This is a genomic window from Bartonella heixiaziensis, assembly GCF_046245125.2.
Taxonomy (GTDB): Bacteria; Pseudomonadota; Alphaproteobacteria; order Rhizobiales; family Rhizobiaceae; genus Bartonella; species Bartonella heixiaziensis.
The window spans coordinates 714,098-737,401 of sequence record NZ_CP176404.1 but is presented as its reverse complement, the minus strand read 5'-3'; the positions used below and the strand labels follow the sequence as shown (position 1 = coordinate 737,401).

20 protein-coding genes and 1 pseudogene are annotated in these 23,304 nt (G+C 36.0%); 13 read left to right on the top strand and 8 right to left on the bottom strand.

Annotated features, from left to right (window positions below):
• Positions 1-390: 390 nt before the first annotated feature.
• The gene (gene hdaA, locus ACKC4Y_RS03200) at positions 391-1,080 is read right to left on the bottom strand and encodes a DnaA regulatory inactivator HdaA (RefSeq protein WP_409361941.1); all 690 of its coding nucleotides are present in this window, start codon (positions 1,078-1,080) and stop codon (positions 391-393) included.
• Complete coding sequence (locus ACKC4Y_RS03195) at positions 1,077-2,288, bottom strand: AI-2E family transporter (protein WP_409361940.1); 1,212 nt, start codon at positions 2,286-2,288, stop codon at positions 1,077-1,079. The genes hdaA and ACKC4Y_RS03195 overlap by 4 nt, the downstream gene beginning before the upstream one ends.
• Positions 2,289-2,451: 163 nt before the next feature.
• On the opposite strand from ACKC4Y_RS03195, the gene purM reads away from it, so the two are divergent.
• Complete coding sequence (purM, locus tag ACKC4Y_RS03190) at positions 2,452-3,543, top strand: phosphoribosylformylglycinamidine cyclo-ligase (protein WP_409361939.1); 1,092 nt, start codon at positions 2,452-2,454, stop codon at positions 3,541-3,543.
• Positions 3,540-4,151, top strand: coding sequence for a phosphoribosylglycinamide formyltransferase (gene purN / locus ACKC4Y_RS03185; RefSeq protein ID WP_409361938.1), 612 nt, complete (start codon positions 3,540-3,542; stop codon positions 4,149-4,151). Before purM ends, purN begins: the two co-directional genes overlap by 4 nt.
• 268 nt (positions 4,152-4,419) lie before the next feature.
• Here the strand turns inward: purN and ACKC4Y_RS03180 are convergent, their stop codons facing one another.
• Positions 4,420-6,960, bottom strand: a complete 2,541-nt coding sequence (locus ACKC4Y_RS03180; protein WP_409361937.1) for a response regulator — start codon at positions 6,958-6,960, stop codon at positions 4,420-4,422.
• A 189-nt stretch (positions 6,961-7,149) separates the two neighbouring features.
• Here ACKC4Y_RS03180 and ACKC4Y_RS03175 point away from each other — a divergent pair, with 189 nt between their 5' ends.
• Complete coding sequence (locus ACKC4Y_RS03175) at positions 7,150-7,689, top strand: hypothetical protein (RefSeq protein ID WP_409361936.1); 540 nt, start codon at positions 7,150-7,152, stop codon at positions 7,687-7,689.
• A 50-nt stretch (positions 7,690-7,739) separates the two neighbouring features.
• Here the strand turns inward: ACKC4Y_RS03175 and dksA are convergent, their stop codons facing one another.
• Together dksA and ACKC4Y_RS03165 are read right to left on the bottom strand one after the other, a co-directional pair.
• Positions 7,740-8,156 carry an RNA polymerase-binding protein DksA gene (gene dksA, locus ACKC4Y_RS03170; protein ID WP_409362137.1) on the bottom strand — a complete coding sequence of 139 codons (417 nt, stop codon included), beginning with the start codon at positions 8,154-8,156 and terminating at the stop codon, positions 7,740-7,742.
• 328 nt (positions 8,157-8,484) lie between these two features.
• The gene (locus ACKC4Y_RS03165) at positions 8,485-9,018 is read right to left on the bottom strand and encodes a flavin reductase (protein WP_409361935.1); all 534 of its coding nucleotides are present in this window, start codon (positions 9,016-9,018) and stop codon (positions 8,485-8,487) included.
• A gap of 146 nt (positions 9,019-9,164) precedes the next feature.
• Here ACKC4Y_RS03165 and rpe point away from each other — a divergent pair, with 146 nt between their 5' ends.
• From rpe to ACKC4Y_RS03115, 10 genes are all read left to right on the top strand, one after another.
• Positions 9,165-9,839, top strand: a complete 675-nt coding sequence (gene rpe, locus ACKC4Y_RS03160) for a ribulose-phosphate 3-epimerase (RefSeq protein WP_409361934.1) — start codon at positions 9,165-9,167, stop codon at positions 9,837-9,839.
• A gap of 10 nt (positions 9,840-9,849) precedes the next feature.
• Positions 9,850-11,151 (top strand): adenylosuccinate lyase, encoded by a 1,302-nt coding sequence (gene purB / locus ACKC4Y_RS03155; protein WP_409361933.1) that lies wholly within the window; start codon positions 9,850-9,852, stop codon positions 11,149-11,151.
• 81 nt (positions 11,152-11,232) lie between these two features.
• A complete protein-coding gene (locus tag ACKC4Y_RS03150; RefSeq protein ID WP_409361932.1) occupies positions 11,233-11,781 on the top strand; it encodes an RBBP9/YdeN family alpha/beta hydrolase in 549 nt (182 codons plus the stop codon).
• Between the two features lie 170 nt (positions 11,782-11,951).
• Entirely contained in the window at positions 11,952-12,716 is a 765-nt protein-coding gene (gene purC / locus ACKC4Y_RS03145; protein ID WP_409361931.1) for a phosphoribosylaminoimidazolesuccinocarboxamide synthase, read from the top strand.
• An 87-nt stretch (positions 12,717-12,803) separates the two neighbouring features.
• Positions 12,804-13,043 carry a phosphoribosylformylglycinamidine synthase subunit PurS gene (gene purS, locus ACKC4Y_RS03140; RefSeq protein ID WP_409361930.1) on the top strand — a complete coding sequence of 80 codons (240 nt, stop codon included), beginning with the start codon at positions 12,804-12,806 and terminating at the stop codon, positions 13,041-13,043.
• 12 nt (positions 13,044-13,055) lie between these two features.
• A complete protein-coding gene (purQ, locus tag ACKC4Y_RS03135) occupies positions 13,056-13,724 on the top strand; it encodes a phosphoribosylformylglycinamidine synthase subunit PurQ (RefSeq protein ID WP_409361929.1) in 669 nt (222 codons plus the stop codon).
• 298 nt (positions 13,725-14,022) lie between these two features.
• Entirely contained in the window at positions 14,023-16,233 is a 2,211-nt protein-coding gene (purL, locus tag ACKC4Y_RS03130; RefSeq protein ID WP_409362136.1) for a phosphoribosylformylglycinamidine synthase subunit PurL, read from the top strand.
• Between the two features lie 67 nt (positions 16,234-16,300).
• On the top strand, positions 16,301-16,534 hold the full coding sequence (locus tag ACKC4Y_RS03125) for a BolA/IbaG family iron-sulfur metabolism protein (protein WP_409361928.1): 234 nt from the start codon (positions 16,301-16,303) through the stop codon (positions 16,532-16,534).
• Between the two features lie 99 nt (positions 16,535-16,633).
• A complete protein-coding gene (gene grxD / locus ACKC4Y_RS03120; protein WP_409361927.1) occupies positions 16,634-16,966 on the top strand; it encodes a Grx4 family monothiol glutaredoxin in 333 nt (110 codons plus the stop codon).
• 67 nt (positions 16,967-17,033) lie between these two features.
• Positions 17,034-18,284, top strand: coding sequence for a multidrug effflux MFS transporter (locus ACKC4Y_RS03115; protein WP_409361926.1), 1,251 nt, complete (start codon positions 17,034-17,036; stop codon positions 18,282-18,284).
• Positions 18,285-19,763: 1,479 nt separating this feature from the next.
• On the opposite strand, the pseudogene ACKC4Y_RS03110 reads toward ACKC4Y_RS03115, so the two are convergent.
• The 3 genes and pseudogenes from ACKC4Y_RS03110 to ACKC4Y_RS03100 all read right to left on the bottom strand — a co-directional run bounded on the left by ACKC4Y_RS03110 (position 19,764) and on the right by ACKC4Y_RS03100 (position 23,211).
• Positions 19,764-20,998: pseudogene (locus ACKC4Y_RS03110) on the bottom strand (MFS transporter).
• A 1,143-nt stretch (positions 20,999-22,141) separates the two neighbouring features.
• Entirely contained in the window at positions 22,142-22,291 is a 150-nt protein-coding gene (locus tag ACKC4Y_RS03105) for a hypothetical protein (RefSeq protein ID WP_409361925.1), read from the bottom strand.
• A gap of 425 nt (positions 22,292-22,716) precedes the next feature.
• Positions 22,717-23,211, bottom strand: coding sequence for a hypothetical protein (locus ACKC4Y_RS03100; protein ID WP_409361924.1), 495 nt, complete (start codon positions 23,209-23,211; stop codon positions 22,717-22,719).
• Positions 23,212-23,304 lie beyond the last annotated feature (93 nt).

Genomic DNA, 23,304 nt, shown 5'->3' with positions numbered 1-23,304 from the left:
CCAATACATTAACTAAAAAAACAAACATCTTTACACGCAAGTTCCAAAATTTTCATTATAAAAAAACAAAGAGAAAGTTCCTCCTCCCTAGAATCATTTTGAAGTAATTGATAAGCTTGTGCAAAGTATCGAAAAATAATATATTTATAAATTCAGAAGCTTATAGCCATTCGAGCAATATTAAGCACATTAAAAAAGTAAAATGCTATCATCTCAAGGAAATAAAAATATTCTATTTTGTTTACTCTCTACAATAGATTGATTTATAAAGATAGTTTATCGTTTTATATATAAAATCATCTTCCCTGAGTACAGCAAGTTTTTCTTGTTTTAATCCCTCTTATATTGAATCAATCAAATCAATTCCCTTGCACATCACTAGAGCAATGTTTACTGGATTTGCATGTTAAGGACTTCAGCAATGACAGCACGTGTTATCTTGCTTTTTCTTTGTAATGCCAACCGATCAACAGAATCAATCACACGCTTCAACGAAAATAAAGAACGCTCACAACGATTTACAAGATAGTAAACAGTATCCGGATGAACGATAATCTGCCTATCAGAAAAAAGTTTAAAAGCAACAGCTGTTAATAATGCATCATCAGGTTGATTAATCGCAACTAACATAACCGAATTAAGACGGCTCTTTAGATCATTTAACTTTAAATTCCATGCTGAAGGTACCGTACGTGCCGTTATTAACAAACTAGCTTGATGCGTATCAAGGTTTGCTTGCTTAACACTGTTAATAAAGTGAAAAAGCCCCGTCTCACTGATCTCACCTGCATCAATATCCTCAATTAAAAATGATCTACCTGAAGAAGCCACTGCAACAGCTTGATCAATTTCATTGCGATGAAATCTTAAAGCGTCAGCTTTCTGCGCCCACACACTAGAAAAGTGGGTTTTTCCAGATCCTTCTTTTCCAACTAAAACTGCAATAGGTAAAATCCAATTCGGCCAATGATCAATAAGCTGAAAAGCCATACGATTGCTTTCCGTAACCACCAAATCATCAAATTGGAAAACCGGATTATAAGAAAAATTTAAGGGTAATTGCGTTTCACGCTCATTCATTCTAGCGGCTCCGAATTTCCACTTCGCGAATACATCTGAGAACTACGATAAGTATGAAGAGCAAAACGAACCAAAACACCAACAGCTGCTGCTGCAGGAACAGCAACGAGCATACCAGTAAAACCAAACAGTGAAGAAAAAGCAAAAAGTGCAAACATTAACCACACTGGATGCAGTCCCACAGATGAACCCACAAGTTTTGGTTGAAGAATATAGCCTTCAATAAATTGACCAATTAAAAAGATAACCATAACAACAACGATCGAACCCCAATTATTGGGATAGAATTGGACCCATGCAACACCAACAGAGAGTACAAAGCCACTCATTGTACCAATATAAGGAATAAAGCTGATAAGGCCAATCAACATACCAATCAAAAGACCAAAATTGAGTCCTGTGATGCTTAAACCAATAGCATAATACCCCCCTAATATTAAACAAGCTGTCCCTTGCCCCCGAACAAAACCAGCAATCGCCCTATCCATTTCATGAAAAATACTGCGCACAGTTTCAAGATGATCTCGCGGTATCAACGAATCAACCGCCGTAACCATACGCGGCCAATCTAACAACATATAAAACGCAACCACAGGTGCTACGACAAATAGACTGACAATATTAACGATAGATTTTCCTGACTTCAAAAGTGAATTCAAGAGAGAGGTAATAAAATCAGAACTTTGGCCTAAAAGCCCTTTAATATTACTCTGAAATTCATTTGGATCACTACCAAAATAGCGTCTTACCCAATCAAAGTCATGCTCAACAAAAAAAGTTTGAATACGATTAATATAAACGGGCAAACCATCGCTCACAAACTGTTGTATTTGCCAACTGATAATAGGAATCAAAATTATTAAAGAAGCGACAAAAATAATAATAATAAATAAAGTAATCAGGATGGTGCCAAAAACACGACGAATACCAACTTTTTCAAGCAATTGAACAATGGGATTAAGAAAGTAAGCCAACACAATTCCTGCCACGAAAGGAAGCAAAATTGACCCAAAGACAAACATAAAGAGGATGAAAAATAACAATGTACCGAGCCAGAAAAAAATTTGCTTTTTCATATTATTCGGTAATGGTACTTGAGCATAAGCAGGCACATAAGTCGTATAACGATCACTCGTCCTACTCTCATTAATTTTCTTTTTAATTAGCTGCGAAGCAGAATTATCTTGATTATCTGATATCTTAGTCATAAAGATCCTAAAAAAATTCTCATAAAAGATTATAAATTTCTTTGACATGGGTCAAGCAAAGTCAGTTATTTCTTAAATGCTAAACTTCAATACCTCTTGCAGAGATAACTCTATCATGGCATTGCATAACATCAAAATCTGATTTTCCATAAGGAAAGCTCCAATGAGCAAAAAAAATCTCATAAATGAAAAATCCAAGTCTGGTCTTACCTACGCAAAAGCCGGTGTAAACATTGATATGGGTAATGCCATGGTAGAAAAAATTAAACCCTATATACGTTCAACAAAACGAAGAGGTGCAGATGTAGAAATTGGCGGTTTTGGCGGCCTATTTGATTTAAAAGCAGCAGGATTCAAAGATCCCATCCTCGTAGCGGCAAATGATGGCGTGGGGACAAAATTGAAAATTGCCATTGAAATAGGTATTCATGACACTGTTGGTATTGATCTGGTAGCCATGTGTGTCAATGATTTACTTGTACAAGGAGCTGAACCTCTCTTTTTTCTTGATTATTTTGCAACTGGAAAACTTGACCCAGAACAGGGTGCAGCAATCGTTTCTGGTATTGCAGCAGGATGTCGACAAGCAGGTGCCGCTCTGATTGGAGGAGAAACTGCAGAAATGCCTGATATGTATGCGAAGGAAGATTATGACTTAGCAGGCTTTGCTGTAGGAGCTACCGAACGTAGCACATTACTCCCTTCAAAAGACCTCACAGAAGGCGATATTATTTTAGGACTTAGCTCATCTGGAGTTCATTCCAATGGTTTTTCTCTTGTAAGAAGAATTGTTCAACAAAGTGATCTAAAATGGAATGATCCTGCCCCTTTTAATCCCACAATTAGCCTTGGCAAAGCCCTTCTCACGCCGACACGCATTTATGTAAAGTCTCTCCTATCCATCATACGAAACTACAAAGGAATCAAAGCTCTTGCTCACATCACAGGTGGAGGCTTTCCTGAAAATATCCCGCGTGTACTCCCCTCCTCTCTTAATGCTGAGCTTAATCTTTCTGCCATTAATGTTCCACCAGTCTTTTCATGGATTGCCAAACAAGGTAAAATAGAAGAGGTAGAAATGTTACGAACATTTAATTGCGGTATTGGTATGATCATTATCGTAGCGCAAAATGCGGTTGAAACAATTACAAAAGCACTTGAAATGCAAGGAGAGACCGTTACTACGCTCGGTATTTTAACAAAACGTCAAGATCAAAATAAAGGAATAATCTGTAGAGGTGTACTTCATTTATGAAAAAACAAATTGTTGTTTTTATTTCTGGCAACGGATCCAATATGGTTGCCCTCGCTAAAGCAAGTAAACAAAAAGAATACCCTGCTGAAATTGTTGCAGTTATTTGTGATAACCCTCATGCTGCCGGAATCGAAAAAGCACGTAACAATGACTTGCCTATTCACGTTGTTGATCGCAAAGATTACTCAACGAAAGAAGCACATGAAGAATCTATCTTAACAATTTTAGCTGAATATCAGCCAGACCTTATCTGCTTTGCTGGCTATATGCGCCTTATCTCACCGCATTTTGTAAAACTTTATGAAGGACGGATTTTAAACATTCATCCTTCTCTTTTACCTTCATTTAAAGGTTTAAATACGCATGAAAGAGCTTTACAAGCAGGCGTTAAAATTACTGGTTGCACTGTTCATCTTGTTACAAACGAAATGGATGCAGGAAAAATTCTTGCTCAAGCCGCTGTTCCAGTATGTTCCAATGATACCACGGACAGTTTAGCACAGAGAGTCCTTAAAGCTGAACATAAACTCTATCCAGAAGCCTTAAAAATATTCATTGAAAAAAATAACAAGGTGACAGATTCTCAACAACAGCTTTTATCCTTTTGACAACACTAATAGCATGCTCTAACATCAACCCTTCATTTATTCTCCATCTCTTCCACTTTAAATGATGTAAGGATTTTGATAGGGTAGAACCTATTATTTCATGAATGTTTTTGTGCGAAATCTGAGCAATATTTTTTCTTAACTTTTTAGTTATAAGCATCAAAATTACTCTTTTAAATAATAATTTCTAAAGATTATTACCATAATTATTTCAAGATCTTCTGATCTTTTCATACAAAAAATCTAAAAACACACAATTTTTACTCTTTTATTGTGCAAGTGTTTCTTTAACAGCTAGCGCTAATTGTTTGAGTGTAAATGGCTTAGATAAAAAACCAAAAACAGCATCTTGTGGAAGATTTTTAGTAAAAGCATCTTTCGCATACCCGGAAACAAAAATAAATTTTATATTAGGATATTTTTTACGCAACTCTTTAAGCAAAGTAGGACCATCCATTTCTGGCATTACTACATCGGAAACAACGATATCAACAGCCCCCTTATTTTCTTCAAGAACAGCAAGAGCTTCCACCCCGCTTGCTGCTTCCAAAACAGTATACCCTCTCATTTGAAGTGCTTTTACTCCACTCATTCTGACAGAATCTTCATCTTCAACCAATAAAATAGTTGCTGATCCAGTTAAATCTGTACTTTTTTCTTGCTCTTCCCCTTTTTTATTCTGCGGGGAAATTTCATCGCCGGTATTAGGAATATAACGGGGAAGAAAGATATGAAATGTTGCTCCTTCCCCTTCTCGGCTATCACAGTAAATGTAACCACCTGTCTGTTTAATAATTCCATAAACCATTGATAAACCAAGGCCTGTTCCTTTTCCAACTTCTTTTGTTGTAAAAAATGGTTCAAATATTTTTTCTTGTATAGCAGCTGATATACCAGTTCCTGTATCCGAAATGGTCAACTGCACATACTCACCAATTGCAAAACCAATATTATCAAATTCAGCGCTCTGTTGTTTTGTAATATTGTTTGTTGCAATCGTAACAACACCTCCATCTGCCATAGCATCACGCGCATTAATAACCAAATTCATAATAACACGCTGGAAAGATGCTTGATCGACTTCAACACTCCACAAATCTCTCCCATGAATAATTTTCAACTGAATATTATTACCCAAAAGAGGTAAAATAAGATTGCGCATATCTGATAAAAGTTCTGTAAAATCAACTTTCTCAGGTCGAAGCGTTTGCTTTCTAGAAAAAGCTAATAATTGCTGCACAAGTGCAGCCGCACGATTAGCATTGTTCTTGATATTGATAAGATCAGCATGCGCTGGATCAGAACTGCGATGCGTATTTAAAAGAAGATCGCAAGACATCAAAATTGCTGTTAAAACGTTATTAAAATCATGAGCAATACCACCGGCCAATTGCCCAACAGCTTGCATCTTCTGACTTTGTATCATTTTATCTTCAAGCGTTTTTTGTTGTGTTATTTCTATGACAGATAGAATTACCAAATCTCGTAATGCATCACCATAATATGGTGTTACAGGCATAATATGGAGACGCAAATGCTGTTCCTCATTATTTTCTAAAACTGTCTCTATCGAAATTGAATAATTTTTATTTATCGTAATTTTCTCAAATGCACGCTCTAGCTGTGCATGATCATGGTGAGATATAACATCATAAAGACTAATATTTTGACTCGTACAACCCATTAATGATGAAAAAGCATCATTAATGTAAACAGATTGTCCTTTCTGGTCTACCACTGCTGTGGCAAAAGGACTTGCATCAAAATACTCTACCAATAAACTTGGTAGTTTTGATTGATAATCATACTCCCCCTTTTGTATCTGCTGTGGCATCATCACAATACGATAAATAGCTTCATTCTCTAAAGAAGAAGCACACATAAAACAACTCAATGTTTTATTGCTACTAGTCTTTGAATTTAAACATAACGAAAACATATAAGGCATAGAGCAACCTAAGCTTTGATGTTTATTATTTTGCAAACAAATGTCACTCCACGCACTATTGGTTTCAACGCCATCAAATAACTCATCAAAATTATATTGACCAACAGTAAAGTTTGCTAAATCGATTGAAAACCATTCAGCAAAAACTGCATTTGCATAAAGAACCGTCCCTTGTGTGTTAACGGACAAAAAACCAACAGGAGCTTGATCTAAATGATTGATTGCTTCTTGAAGATTCGAAAAAAAAGCCTCACGATACCCCTGCAAATGCGAAATATCGGCAATACGCCAAAATAAAAACCTTTTTTTCCCCTTTGTTATCGGCTGAACATAAATATTATACCAAACAGAATTTCTCTCGGTCAAATGGGAAAAAATTGGTTTTTCTACTCTAATCTCTTCTTGCGCTGCAATATTATTATATGCAGCAACTTTTAGGCGGTACGAAAGCGCACCAGCTCCTGGAAGATCAGCAATCACCGCATAACAAGAGGAATCAGGCTTATAGGTAAAAATTTTTCGATAGCTATGATTAGAATAATAAACAAAACCTGACAGATCAGAAACTATAATTGCATCATCGATATTATCAAAAATACTAAGATCAAAGTCTCTTTGCAGCGGTGTTGTATTATATTTTATGGCCCCCATCCCGATCAAAACTAGTGTAGCAACACCTATAACTGCTAAAACTAAAAAAGAGACCAACATAACATTTTGGAAATAGCTCTGCGGATAAAAAAAACCTAGCCCTCCCACAATGAACAAAAAAACGATAACAAAAACAACACTAAAAATCATGGCTCCTCGGTGAACAAAAGTAGACGATGACCTTTCAATATTCTCAAAACCTTTATCCATTTCTCTTTGCCTCGATTGTGGTCATTTCTTATACAACAAATTACTTCCATAATCGTTGTTATGAAGTATACACCATGATAATATCTACCCTATGAAGATCACTCAATTTTAAAAAGATCAATTTCATATTATAAGTGAACCTTTTAAGGTATATTTACAAATTTATAGAATATAAATGGGAGAAGCACCATGCATGTCTGGTTATCAAACCAAATAGGCACATCTGCAGCAAACATAACCATAAGCCTTGTGCTTTTCATAGTGATAATCACAACTATCACTGCAATAATCATGTTTTTACGTCGTTTAAATACAAAAGGATACAATACACATAGAAAGAAGCGTCCACCACGATTAACCATATGCGATACGCTTGTTATCGATCGTACGCGGCGCCTTATTTTGATACGTCGTGATGATAGAGAACATCTCATTCTTATTGGTGGACTAACAGATGTTGTTATAGAATCGGATATTATTGGTAAACACACCACACACAAAAATGCTGATAAACAAAAGCAAAATACACAACCAACATTAACAATAACACAGACCAATTTAAATTCCAATCTTACAGAAAAAAGATCTTCTTCCGTAAGCGAAGTAAAGCATTCTCCGGATAATATTTCTAGAACTTTTATGAATCAATATTTGGAGGATTTAGCAATCACCGCTGAGATTGAAGGACGGCAAGAACCATCCTTATTTGTCCCAGCCCAGAAAAAATGAATACTCGACTCTAAGAGTAAGTATCTTATTTTTTATCACCACAATCGATTTTAATCGTCGCGATAAACTCTTTCTCGTCGTTCATGACGCTCCTGTGCCTCCAACGACAAAACTGCAATCGGTCGAGCCTCAAGACGTTTTATACTAATAGGGTCACCAGTTTCCTCACAAAATCCGTAAGTGCCATTATCAATGCGCTCCAAAGCTGCATCTATCTTTGAAATAAGTTTTCTCTGGCGATCACGAGCACGCAATTCGATTGTACGATCAGTTTCGCAAGATGCTCTATCAGCTAAATCGGGCTGGCCAGCATTCTCTTCCTGCAAGTTTTCCAAAGTCTCACGGGCTTCTCTCAATATATCATTTTTCCAAGAAACCAATTTTGCACGAAAATAAGCCTTTTGCCGTTCATTCATAAAAGGCTCATCTTCACTAGGACGATATTGACCATCAACCTTTTCGCTCATGCCATAAACCTCCATATTATGGTATGTGCGGTCTATATATTGTGCAACCCCAATCAACACAAGAGTAAAATGCTTTTTTATAACAACATACAATCTGTTTAAAGCCATTGTGTGTAGATCAGCGCCACTTTTTTACAAAGCATGTACTATATTGTGATAACTCTGAACGAGCGCCCCCTTTAATACCCATTCCCATCACACCTACAGACAAGCTTAAAAGAAAAAACGCAAGCATTTAGTGTGATGAGAAACAAGCACATTCACTATTGAGAAAAAACTGAAATACATCAACAATAAATTACCCTAATATAGAAAGAAACAAAAACATTTATAAAGGCAGAGTATGATATCCACGATTCAAATATATCAAGGAGTCTTTTTCTTGATTACGATTTATTGCAACAACTTCACCAATCAAAACATAATGGGTTGCATGTTCATGCCAACAAACCAAACGACAGTCAAGTGAAGCTAAAGCATCTGAAAGACTGGGAGCACCAGTCTGCAAAATACTCCATTGAGCTCTATTAAAACATTCATTTTGTGTGAAATTGCAACGCCTAGAAAAAACATCTGCCAATGAACGATGTTTTCCTGCCAAGCTATTAACGCAAAAATTTCCATTTTCCATAAACAGATTATTCTTAGGATTATGGCGTCTTAAGCAAACAAGAAGCGTTGGAGGATCATCTGATAAGGAACAACAAGCTGAAATTGTTACCCCACGCTTTCCCTTAACGCCATTTGTTGTCACAATATGCACTGCTCCTGCAAAATGACTCATAGTGTCTCGATATTCTTGCGGAGAAACAGTAAAAATATCTTGAGGCTTAGACATTAAATGTGTTGTATGATTTGGCATATTTTTCACTTATAAAGCTTTTAAAATTTCGAAAAACATTTCAATAAAAAGATCTATAACATATGGTTACTCTTTTACATTATAACGTAAATGTTATTTTAACATACAGAACTACATGCTAAAAAGAGCCAAGCAAGGAGATCTTAATGCCCCGTTCTCACCTCATTTCACCTTCACTTTTAGCTTCTAATTTCTCCAAACTTGGCCAAGAAGTATTAGATGTTCTTGATGCAGGGGCAGACTGGCTTCATCTGGATATTATGGATGGCCACTTTGTTCCTAATATCACTTTTGGGCCCGATGTCGTCAAGGCACTGCGCCCATTAACCAAAGCAATATTTGACGTTCATTTGATGATCGCACCAGTAGACCCTTATCTTGAAGCCTTCGCAAAAGCTGGCGCAGATATTATAACCATTCATGCAGAATCGGGGAATCATATTCACCGTTCACTACAAATAATTAAAACAATGGGTAAAAAAGCTGGAATTTCAATCAATCCAAGCACACCAGAATATGTGCTGGAATATTTACTTGATCAAGTAGATCTTATCCTGATCATGACAGTTAATCCTGGTTTTGGTGGGCAAAGTTTCATTCCAGAAATGCAAGATAAAATCAAACGCGTTAAAAGCATGATTGCTCATCGACCTATTGATCTTGAAGTTGATGGTGGTATCACTGTCGATACAATCGGAATAGCTGCAAAAGCTGGTGCAAATGTCTTTGTTGCAGGCTCTGCAATTTATAAAGATGGAAACAAAGAGCTTTACAAAACACGTATTCATGCATTGCGCCAAGCCGCAACTCTCTCACAATAAGGAAAAAATTATGATCGACCGTTATTCCCGCTCTGAAATGGTAGACATTTGGTCACCTAAAACGAAATATCGTATTTGGTTTGAAATTGAAGCACATGCCTGTGATGCACTCGCTCAATTAGGTATTATTCCAAAAGAAGCAGCAAAAGTTATTTGGGAAAAAGGGAAAGCAGCGAAATTTGATGTAAATCGCATTAATGAGATTGAAGCAATCACAAAGCATGATGTTATAGCATTTCTCACTCACTTAGCTGAATTTATTGGACCAGAAGCTCGTTTTATCCACCAAGGTATGACATCATCAGATGTTTTAGATACAACGCTTAGCATTCAATTAATGCGTGCTAGTGATATTTTGCTCAAAGATATCGACAAACTTCTTGAAGCATTAAAAAAACGCGCTTTTGAGCATAAAGAAACAATCACAATTGGGCGTAGTCATGGCATTCATGCTGAACCTACAACATTTGGCATCAAATTTGCTCTTGCATACGCTGAATTTTCCCGTTGTCGCAAACGTCTTCTCGCTGCACGCGAAGAAATTTCTACTTGCGCTATTTCAGGAGCTGTAGGAACTTTTGCTAATATTGATCCCCGCGTTGAAGAACATGTAGCAAAAGCTTTGGGTATGCGTGCAGAACCTGTTTCCACTCAAATTATACCACGTGATCGTCACGCTATGTTCTTTGCAACGCTTGGTGTTATTGCTTCATCCATTGAAAGATTAGCCGTAGAGATACGCCATCTACAACGAACAGAAGTTCTTGAAGCAGAAGAGCATTTCTCACTTGGGCAAAAGGGATCATCTGCTATGCCCCACAAACGTAATCCAGTTTTAACAGAAAATTTAACGGGATTAGCGCGTATGGTGCGTGCATTTGCAATACCTGCCATGGAAAATGTAGCTCTTTGGCATGAACGTGATATTTCTCATTCATCTGTTGAACGGTATATTGGCCCTGATGCTACCATTACACTTGATTTTGCCCTTGCTCGACTGACATCTGTCATTGAAAATTTAATTGTCTATCCAGAGAACATGCAAAAAAATCTCAATAAATTTCGTGGTCTTGTTCATTCACAACGGGTGCTTTTGGCACTCACACAAGCTGGCCTCAGTCGTGAGGATTCTTATCGCATTGTACAAAGAAATGCTATGAAAGTTTGGGAGCAAGGAAAAGACTTTTTAGAAGAATTGCTCAACGATAAAGACGTTACAAAAGCGTTAAATGAAACAGAACTGCGTGAAAAATTTGACCTTTCTTACCATACGAAACATATCAACACGATTTTTAAACGCGTTTTTGGATAGTAAAAAAAACGTATATACAAAATAAATATGTTGCCTTCCTGCCTGTGAACCAAAGTATCATTGTGATGAAGAAAATAAGTCATGAAAGCAAATCAACTCGATATTCTTATTGTGCCAGGCTATAAAGGATCTGGTCCTGACCATTGGCAAACACGTTGGGAAAAAAAATTGTCTACAGCTCGTCGTGTTAAACAAGCCCATTGGTCAAAACCTGTTTGTGAAGAATGGGTTAATGAGGTTAGAATCGCCATTACACAAGCCCATAAACCTGTTTTTATTATTGCACATTCATTGGGAGTTCCCACAGCTATTCAGGCAACACTACAAAATGCAGAAAAGGTTTGTGGCGCTTTCTTTGTTTCTCCCCCAGATGTAGCCAATGAAAAAATACGTCCCAAACACTTAAAGACATTTGGCCCATACCACCGTGAAACATTGCCTTTCCCCTCAGTAGTCATAGCCAGTCGTAACGATGAATTTTGTCAATTCTCGGTAGCAGAAAATCTTGCCTATGATTGGGGAGCACTTTTTGTTGACGCTGGACAGTCTGGCCATATCAATACAGAATCCGGCCATGGTCCTTGGCCTGAAGGGCTTATGGTTCTTTCCCATTTCCTTGCAAAAATTTAATTTTTAGAAATAGCCTTTTTTACTCTCTCTATGTACTGAAGCCCTTATTGATCGACTCCATATGATAAAAATTGTAAGAAGTGTTATAGCAATCATTGAGAATTTCTATCAACTAGGATAGTATCAGCTACCAATGCTATTAAAACCTCTCAGAGAAATAGAGAATCACAATGAATCGTCGCCACCGTATTTATGAAGGCAAGGCCAAAATTCTATATGAGGGACCTGAACCAGGGACCTATATTCAATTTTTTAAAGATGACGCAACTGCTTTTAATGCAAAAAAGCATGAAATTATTGACGGAAAAGGGGTTTTAAACAACCGTATCTCGGAACACATTTTTAGCCAACTCGGCCGCTTGGGCATCCCAACACACTTTATTAGGCGTATAAATATGCGCGAACAACTCATTAAAGCTGTTGAAATTATTCCATTGGAAGTTGTTGTTCGTAATGTTGTCGCTGGATCTCTTTCTAAGCGTTTGGGGTTAGAAGAAGGAACGGCCCTTTCACAACCGATCATTGAGTTTTATTATAAAAATGATTCTCTTGATGATCCGATGGTAACTGAAGAACATATCACTGCTTTTGGCTGGGCTGTCCCGCAAGAAATAGAAGACATTATGCAGCTTTCAATTCGTATTAATGATTTTCTTTCCGGTCTTTTTGCAGGTGTTAATATTCAATTAATTGATTTTAAAATGGAATTTGGCCGCTTATGGGAAGATGAAGCGATGCGCATTGTTCTTGCTGATGAAATATCGCCTGATTCTGCTCGTTTATGGGATATGCAAACACGAGAAAAAATGGATAAAGACCGTTTTCGACGTGATATGGGAGGACTTATTAATGCCTATCAAGAGGTAGCAAAACGCCTCGGTATAATCAATGAAAATGAACCTCCACGACCAAGTGGTCCAGTTTTAGTGAAATAGAAAATAAGGTGATATTCTATCACCTCCTTTTATATCGTAAGTACCTCTCCTCAAGGAGGCAGTGCTTCTAAAGACAGGAAATAAAAAATGAAAGCACGCGTTACAGTTACTCTCAAAAGTAGCGTTCTTGATCCACAAGGAGAAGCAATTGTCAATGCTTTAAAGAGTTTAGCTTTCAAAGGCGTTCATTCTATTCGCCAAGGAAAAGTTTTTGATGTTGTGCTTGATGATCAACCTGCTGAAACAGCAAAGCAAGCACTTGAAAAAATGTGTGAACAGTTACTCGCAAATACTGTCATTGAAAATTACACCATAGAACTTCTTTAAGTGGACCCCTCCATGAAAACTGCTCTCATTCAATTACCTGGATTAAATCGCGATCGGGATATGATTGCAGCCTTACACCACATCACGGGAGTTGAGCCATTAAAAATTTGGCAAACAGAGTCAACAATTCCCGATGTAGATGTCATTGTTATTCCTGGTGGTTTTTCTTATGGTGACTACTTAAGATGTGGCGCTATTGCCGCGCAAACCCCCGTTTTTCAAGCTATTCGTGAAAAAGCACAAAAAGGTGTTACGATAATAGGCATATGTAATGGATTTCAAATTTTATTGGAAGCTGGGTTATTACCTGGAGCTTTAATGCGTAATGCTTCATTAAAGTTTGTTTGTCGTGAAGTAAAACTTGAAGTCGTTAATGCTAACACAAAATTTTCTCGATATTATTCCAAAGGACAAATTATTCGTTGTCCTGTTGCTCATCACGATGGAAACTACTTTGTTGACAATGAGACATTAAAACAAATGGAAGACAATGAACAAATTGTTTTCCGCTATGCAGAAAATACAAACCCTAATGGTTCAATCAGTGAGATTGCTGGTATTATCAATAAAGCTGGTAATGTTCTTGGTATGATGCCTCATCCTGAAAACTTTATTGAAACCGCACATGGTGGTACTGATGGCCGTTTACTTTTTCAAAGTGCTTTAGAATTGGTAAATTAATGATCATAAACAAACGCTATTCTGATTTCTTGAGATTTTTTTTTAACTACCGATTCTAAACAATTCAGAATATATACTATGAATAATCTTACTAGGAAAATTTCCTTACCTAAAAAAACACATTATTTGGAATATCGAGAAAAAATCTTTTTCTTCAAGCTTAAAGAACAAGCGGATGAAATTGGGCCTTATAGTTCATTAATGGTCTCGTCATAAAATAAAAAAATAATAAACTGAAAAACTGCATCAGAAGCAACAAAAAGTCGAATTTTGATTACTTTAACGGATGAAAAAACGTATGAGTCTCTGCAATAATATTACCATAACACCAGAATTAGTTGCACGTCATGGTCTAAAAACTGACGAGTATCAACATATTTTGAAGCTGATTGGTCGAACACCAACCTTTACCGAGCTTGGAATTTTCTCTGCAATGTGGAATGAACATTGTTCTTATAAATCATCTAAAAAATGGCTAAAAACTCTCCCAACAAAAAGCAAATATGTCATTCAAGGACCTGGTGAAAATGCTGGTGTTGTTGATATTGGTGAAGGTCAATGCGTTGTTTTCAAAATGGAGAGCCATAACCACCCCTCTTATATTGAGCCTTATCAAGGTGCTGCAACAGGTGTTGGTGGTATTTTACGGGATGTTTTTACAATGGGTGCTCGTCCCGTCGCTGCCATGAATGCATTGCGATTTGGTTCTCCGGATCATCCTCGAACACGCCATCTTGTTTCTGGTGTCGTTTCCGGAATCGGTGGATATGGGAATTCTTTTGGTGTCCCAACTGTTGGAGGGGAAATCAATTTTGATAAGCGTTATAATGGTAATATCCTTGTCAACGCTTTTGCCGCTGGGATTGCAAAAACAGACTCTCTTTTTTACTCCAAAGCCCAAGGAGTAGGACTTCCTGTCGTTTATTTGGGAGCAAAAACAGGGCGTGATGGTGTTGGTGGAGCAACAATGGCTTCTGCTGAATTTGATGATTCAATCAATGAAAAACGTCCAACCGTTCAAGTGGGTGATCCATTTACTGAAAAGTGTCTTCTTGAAGCTTGTTTGGAACTGATGGAACTAGGAGCTGTCATCGCTATTCAAGATATGGGAGCTGCGGGATTAACATCCTCTGCAGTTGAAATGGGCGCAAAAGGAAATCTAGGTATAGAGCTTAATCTCGATAAAGTTCCCGTTCGTGAAGAAAACATGACAGCCTACGAAATGATGCTCTCTGAAAGCCAAGAGCGTATGCTGATGATTCTTAAGCCAGAAATGGAACAACAAGCAGCTGAAATTTTTGATAAATGGGGGCTTCATTTCTCTATTATTGGAAAAACAACAGACGATTTACGTTTCCGTGTATTGCATCAAGAAGAAGAAGTCGTCAACCTTCCAATCAAAGAGCTCGGTGATGAAGCACCAGTTTATGATCGTCCGTGGAGTGAACCTACTCCCAAACCTATCCTTAAAGTACAAGAAGTCAAAAAAGTTGAAAATCTTGCTGATGTGCTCCTAACATTATTAAACTCTGCTGATCAAAGTTCACGGCGATGGGTTTATGAGCAATATGATACACTTATTCAAGGAAATACGCTTGTTCGTCCAGGAAGTGATGCAGGAGTTATCCGTATAAGTAATAACAACAACCGTGCCCTTGCTTTTTCTTCTGATGTGACGCCTCGCTATTGTGAAGCTGACCCTTATGAGGGAGGAAAACAAGCCGTTGCAGAGTGCTGGCGCAACATTAGCACAACAGGTGCAATACCACTGGCAGCTACAGATAATCTTAATTTTGGTAATCCTGAAAAACCTGAAATTATGGGACAATTGGTTTTTGCCATTAAAGGCATAGGTGAAGCCTGCCGTGTTCTCGACTTTCCTATCGTTTCAGGCAATGTTTCTCTTTATAATGAAACCAATGGAGAAGCAATTCCTCCTACCCCTACGATCGCTGGGGTTGGACTTCTTGACGATTGGTCTAAACTGATAACAATCAGTGGTATGCAAAATGGAGACAGTATTGTTTTGGTTGGATCTTGCGGCTCACATTTAGGACAATCGATCTATGTACGGGATATTTTAAATATTGATGCAGGTGCACCACCTCACGTAGACTTACAACTCGAAAAAAAGCATGGCCAATTTGTTCGAGATGTCATACATCGTGGTTTTGTTCACGCCGCACATGACCTTTCTGACGGTGGATTAGCTATTGCACTCGCAGAAATGATTATTAAAGCAGGTAAAGGAATCAAAGCAAAATTAAGCAACCAATCACCAGAGCATGCAGAACTCTTTGGAGAAGACCAAGGGCGTTATCTTTTAGCAGTCAAACCTGAAACGCTCAATAGCCTTAAAAAACTTGCCCAAACAAATGCAGTTTCTTTAACAGAGCTTGGTATAGTTGCAGGTGATGCACTTGATATAGATGGCATATTAAAACTTTCCGTAGATGAACTCACACAAGCCTATGAAAGCTGGTTTCCCAAATTTATGGGCGAAGGATAAAGAATTTTTCGTTTTTTTTGACTACATGCTACTCTTATAAAAAATTAACAAACAGAGGAGAATAATCATGGCAATGAGTGCCAGTGCAATTGAAGCACTTATTCATGAAGGTATTCCTGATGCAACTGTGATAGTCCGTGATCTTGCTGGAGATGGCGAACACTACGCTGCTGAAGTTATTTCCGAAAGCTTTCGCGGTAAAAGCCGTGTTCAGCAACACAAAATGGTTTATGATGCTCTTAAAGGCAATATGGGAAATGACCTGCACGCCTTAGCACTGCAAACGAGTACTCCTAAATAATTTAAAAATTTCTTCTTGCATTCATTCACTCAATACTATTAGAAAATAATATGAGCGTGGATGCACACTTCCAAGAATTTACACTATTGAGGAATAGAGATGACTACTGTTCATGATTTTATTGACAACGAAATTAAAACAAATGACGTCATTTTATTCATGAAAGGAACGCCTGACGCTCCACAATGTGGATTTTCTGGGCAGGTCGTTCAAATCCTTGACTATTTAGGGTTAAATTATAAAGGAATTAATATTTTAACTTCTAACGAATTGCGTCAAGGGATAAAAGACTACTCAAATTGGCCAACAATTCCGCAACTCTATATCAAAGGTGAATTTGTTGGCGGCTGTGATATTGTTAAAGAAATGTTTCAAAATAATGAATTGCAAGAACTGCTAAAGGAAAAAGACATTCCTTGCAATAAATCATAGATATCTCTCATTTTATTTGCTTCTTATAGAACCGTGTTCAGTCGAAACTTTTATTAAAAGGATGCATATGTCATATTCAGTCGACGAACAAAAGCATAGTGATGCGATTAGAGAAAAAATTGGCTATAAAGAATTTGTTATCCTTATTGCTTCACTCATGGCCATCAATTCTATAGCTGTTGATATTATGTTGCCAGCTATGCCCAACATTTTAAACAGTTTAAATGTTATCAATGAAAACGATCAGCATTATATCATTTCTAGTTATCTTATCAGCTATGGCGTCACACAGATATTTTTTGGTCCCATAAGTGATCGTTATGGGCGCCGTAAGATTATTCTTATTGGTCTTGCTTTGTATTCATTTGCAGCGATTGGTTCTGCCTTTGTATCCAATTTTTCTCTCTTGCTTATTTTGCGTGCCTTACAAGGTATGGGAGGAGCTGCTATGCGCGTGCTCACAGTTTCCATTGTACGTGATCTCTATAGTGGTCGGAAAATGGCAGAAGTGATGTCTATCGTGATGATGGTTTTCCTTATTGCACCAATGATTGGACCAGCCACAGGACAGATCATTTTACTGTTTGGAAACTGGCAATTTATTTTCATATTCATGGCAATTATTGGTTTAGGACTGATGATTTGGATTCAACTGCGCTTGCCAGAAACTCTTTATGCGCAACGCTCTCTTTCCTTTTCTTCGGTCAAACATAATTTATGGATTGTGATAACAAATCGCACAACACTTTGCTATACACTAGCAACTTCCATTATTTTAGGCTGTATCTTTACTGCCGTTAATACATCACAACAAACGTATGAAGGGATCTATAATCTAGGACTTTGGTTCCCTATTGCTTTTGCAGTTGGTGCTGCATTTCAAGCTCTATCATCTTTCTTTAACTCTCAACTCGTTGGACGCCTTGGAATGCGGCGTATCGCTCACGCTATGCTTTTACTTTTTTGTATCACTTCATGTGTATGGTTTGTTGGCTCTATCTTAACAGATGGTATTCTTCCTTTTGCTTTTTACATGCTGTTATTCTGTATATTGATGTTTGCCTGCGGTGGTATTATGGCAAATTTCAATACACTCGCTCTTGAACCTGTAGGAGAAATAGCTGGAACGGCGTCGTCTATATCCGGTTTTCTGCAAACATCTATTGGCACAGGTCTTAGTTTTTTTATTGCTCAACAATTTAATGAAACAACCATTCCTAATTCGGCAGGATTTTTCTTTCTTAGTCTCATTGCCATACTCCTCGTCTTATGGGCGGAACGTGGACATCTTTTTAAGCAACACAATAATCCTGAATAAACGCAGTTATTAAAAAGGTTAAAGTATCCTCAATAGGGACTATAGCAAAACCAAATCATACAGCATTCTTTTTTACACCTTTATAAATTTAAATTCTGTATAGCTCATCCCTAATCTAAAGAGACATTAAAGCGTAGACCAGCAATCCCATAAAAGAAGAAGCTCTGCATCTAACCGCTAGAAGCCATATCGGAAATGATTGTATTTATTAAAGAATCCTTCGATAAGGGTGCATTCTTTATAAAGGTATTCAGTATCATTCTGCGATGTTTTTTTTGAGTGGAAAAGAAGAACCAAAATACAATTTTGCGTCCTCACCCTTTTTCTTCATACAGCTGAACATAATTTATTAAAAATAACTTGTGCATTTCCATTCCCTTTAACAAGGTGAAGTGCTTGAATCATAGCACTCCAGTGTCTTAGAGCGAAACAAAATGTAGAGATCTCCCCTAAAGCAACCAGCACTGCATAACTCTTCGTGTTAAATTCTCTTTTTCCCAATACTTCCCTTTCATGTTTCCCTATAAAGTACACCATTCAATTCTTACCAACAAATAACCTATTGATTATATATATCTTTTTTAAGGTTCAGGATGCGTAGATAAAAGTTTTAGAATAGGATTTTAACATTTCTCTACAACAGTAGCATTTTCCTCTCTTTTTGCTTCGTTAATTATTTCTAATATTAATTATTACTAATAATTGTTTAAATTCTTCTAAAGCCTGTCGTGAAAACCATTTAAAGTTCTAATAAAACGAGTTCAATAATATTTTCTTCCATTTCTACCAGAAAAGATTTTCTGTCAACCTCTATAGAAGATAAAAACACTTGAGTTCTTTTTCCGTGAGATCTTTAGCTTTGTTGCTTTGTTTCTTAACCATCTTTTAAACCACATCAATGCACTTCCTGCTTGTTATGCTTCAAAATATTTCTTGATATAAAAAACTAAAGCCTCTGTAAGTATCATCTGATATTTCTTAAGCCAAAAATCACAAACACTGCTCTCGAAACGCCTAGCTACAAATACAATTCCTATACATGCTGCTAAAATCATTATTCCTACTAATCCCACCTTTTCCCACTTAGTACAAAACCTAGTGTCAAACTACATAAGAGGTACTTCTACTCCTTTTTTTATAGTTTTTACCCACACATTAGCTCCGCTCGTGATGTGCAAGGGGATGGTTTTGATGATTCATCATAAGCAAGTTTGAAATAAGGAAATCATACGATATTTGGGAATTTCATTCAAGTTACAAAATGAAGATTTATCTTTATAAATCAATGCTTTATCTGATGTAGACAAAAGTTCCCATTACTTCGTTACTTTTAGATACAAAGCAACTGTTGTAAAATCTGGCAAATTAACATCACTCTACGTAAAATTATCAAAAATCAGTTAGGAATACAAATACTTTTGTTGCAAATATAATTAACTAACCGTCTTAGAAAAAAACGGCATGTAGATATCAAATATATCAATGATCGTCATCTACTGTAGTATTAAGGGGGGTTATATCTTTATTTTTCTTAATTTTTATAACTCCAACAATTCCAGTGGAAATAATTAATGCAGACATAGTTAAAAAAGAGCTCACTAATCCCACAACTGCAAAAAGTCCAGCAATAAAGCCAGACACTGCTTCAGCAGAGTTAGCTAAAGTTGAAAAGGTTCCAAAACTCTTACCAAAATCTTCACGACAAGAGTATAATTGAATAGCTGAGACTAAACTAATATCCACAAATGCACCAATAAATCCTAAAACAAATGCTAACACTAGAATTAGTTTTAAACAAAACACTGCAGTTAAGGGCATAACAAACAGAATAACCCCATACAGAAGCCAAAATACCATGAGCTTCAACGATGTAATATTTAATATAATTTTACTATATAACAAACCACCTACAATAGTTCCAAAAGCAATGAGAGAAAAAATATAACTAACAAAGCTTTCCTCTCCACCCACGGAAAAAACAAAAACTGGAATTAAAAATCTTAAAATTGCACCAGTAAAGAGAATAGCAAACGACGATCCAACGATCGTAATAAGTAAATTATTATTTTCTGTAGAAATATATTTAAGATAGGAAGCTGTTTCTCGATAAATTTTTATAAAATTGAATGGTTTATTCTCACTTGAATTTAAATTCATGAGATTAAATAACAATACAATAGATATAAAATAGGTAAAAAAATCAAAAATGAGGACCACCGATTTATTTGCTAAAAAAAGCAATACCGAACAAATTAAAGGGCCAATGACGGATGCAGTTTCCTCTATAATTTGTGCAATGCTATTTGCTTTTGTAAGATTCTTTATTGAAAACATTCTCGGAATAGCAGCTTGAAAACTTGGTTGAAAAATACTTCTTCCTATCGTCGTACATATTGCTGCAAAAATAAGAACAATAATATGTGCAGTACCTGTTATATAGGTTATAAAAACAACTAGTGAGGCTAATAATCTAACAAATTCACTTAAGATCATATTTTTTTCAAAGAAAAATTATCAGCTAACCAACCTCCTATAGGGCCCCAAAAGAGAAAAGGGATAAATCGAAAAAAATACACAAGACCTGTAAAAAAGTAGTTATCTGTTAATTCTAAGACAAGTAAAATAAAAATAATTTCATAAGCAGAATCACCAACTTTAGAAATAAATAGAGAGAGAAAAAGAGATAATGGACTCTTTTTTAAAAATAAATTCATATCAACCATCAGATATTAAACTTTTTTACAATTAAAGTTACACTACATTTAATAAAATTTCTGATATGAACTTTAAAGGAATCATATATTCTAATAAATCACTTAATAAGTTAATAGAAAAATTTTAAATAAATATTCATAATTGGAAATTATTTAGAAATAATATCAAGAAATATGTAATTTTTATTCATTATTTTATTTAAAAAAAATAAATAATATAAAAACTATTATATCAATAATATTCCATATTAGAACAATAAATATCTTATTTTTCACACTAGTTTGATAGTGTTCTTAAAATTTATATAATGCAGTATCATATTTATTATTTTATAACTATTTTTTATAAGAATTGATAAAGTCAATACGAGTAAATAGGGAACCGTGCCTATTTTTGTCAAAAATGCTGTAAATTTCGCTATTCTTGACGACGGGTAGAAATGATTTTTAAGTAAATATTGATCATGTTATTTTAGCCTGAAGACAGCAATATCATCTTCCACTATAAGATTATTCGATAAAAAACCATTTAGTTTATCAAAAATACTGCTCGGCACAAAATCCGTTTTTATTAAAAGATTTTCTCACTAAACCATGATAAGGTGGTCGTAGGCTGATTGGCTTTATATCATCTAGAATTGGAAAGTGTTTACTAATATTTGCTTGCATTTTTTCGCTATTAACGGCTGTAATATGAGCATTATGATTAGAAAAATTTGTTATTACGTGTTCACGTATTGATAATACGGCATTTACTCCAAAACCATACCAATCATAATTTGAATATCCATAAACATGCTCATGATACAACACCTGTCGGTTCAGAACATGCCATCTTATATTTTTTATAAGGACATAAGACTCTGACTCTTTCAAGATCCTTAACAACTAGGCTTGATCATCTTTCTCTTGTGGTTCTTTTATAAGCTCTACGGATATGTCTGGTTCTGCCATTTCAGTGAATGAGAGTCGTTTTGTGTTCCCCCCCCCACACACAGGAGGAGAGAACACCCGTCCTTATAAGCCCAGCCAATTTGTGCTTCACTTGTTCACCATCAAAGATATAAACATAATCTTCTTAGGCTGCGATAATGTTGGTTAGCAAACCATTTCCAACAACTGAATATTCCATAAAGTAAGCTCCTATAGAAAAAATCTCAACAATACTGCTCCATTGCCACTAATTTTGCTGCCATCCTTTCCACGGAAATATCCGCTACCACAACCTAAACTAATAATTCCTTCAAGAATTGTAGCACCGCCACCATTGCCGCCTTTGCCACAAAATTCCAATTTTTGCCATTTTAGGCTCTTTTTTTGATTTTTAGATGTCAAAATCTACTTTTACAAACAACGTATTTAATGGCAAAAAATAGTTATAAAAACAAAAAATTATCACATATTCCTTCCTAATCCCACCTCTTCCCACTCAGTACAAAATCTTATGTCAAACTACATTAACGCTTCATATGAGAGGCATATTTACTCCTTTCTTAACCAATTCTTTTTGTGACGTGTAAGGAAATGATTTTTTTGATTTAATATAAGAAGATTTGAAATGAGAGAATCTTACGATATTAGAGGAAGATTTAATTCAATATACGGAAGGTAAATCATGATTATAAATCAATGCATTGACATCCTATGACCGCGTTTTTCTCTGAATCTGTAAATATTTTTACCAACGTTTTTGGTTTAAAAAATCTTTTTTAAAAATTTTAGCATTCTTTTTCAAAAAGGTGCGGGCTTTCAGTAATAAGCTTTTCTCGTGCTTTTTGTAACTGTTTAATAATTTCATCAATTTTTGAAGGAGAATAAAAAGATTCCTGGCTCTCCAACAAATGTTGCTTCTCCCTACCTTCGTAAAAACACTGCATCTGAGATTGAAGTATTCTAATCTCTTGAAAGAAAAGACGTCCTGTTTCTTTGAAACCATTATTAAGTGAGAAAAGCTGATCGGAAATTGATACCAAAATTTGTTTTAAAAAGCGCTCATTTTCTTGACGTTTGCGGTATTCTAAAATAAGAGCATGGCTTATCTCATCCAACTGTTTTTTTGTGGAATCAATCTGATGTAATAAATTTGATTCTCCCCCCATATTTTCTTCTTTCACTTTCAAAAGCATAGCATGAATATCTAACAACTTAATTGCGGAATGAGATAAATAATCAACTAACGTATGCGTATTGGTATAGCATTTTTGTGCAGCCATAATAAATTCACTTAACGACACTAGTTTTACACTCATTCCACTATTCATTTTTGACTTTACAAAGCCATTCTAAAGAAAGTGCTAAAAAATATG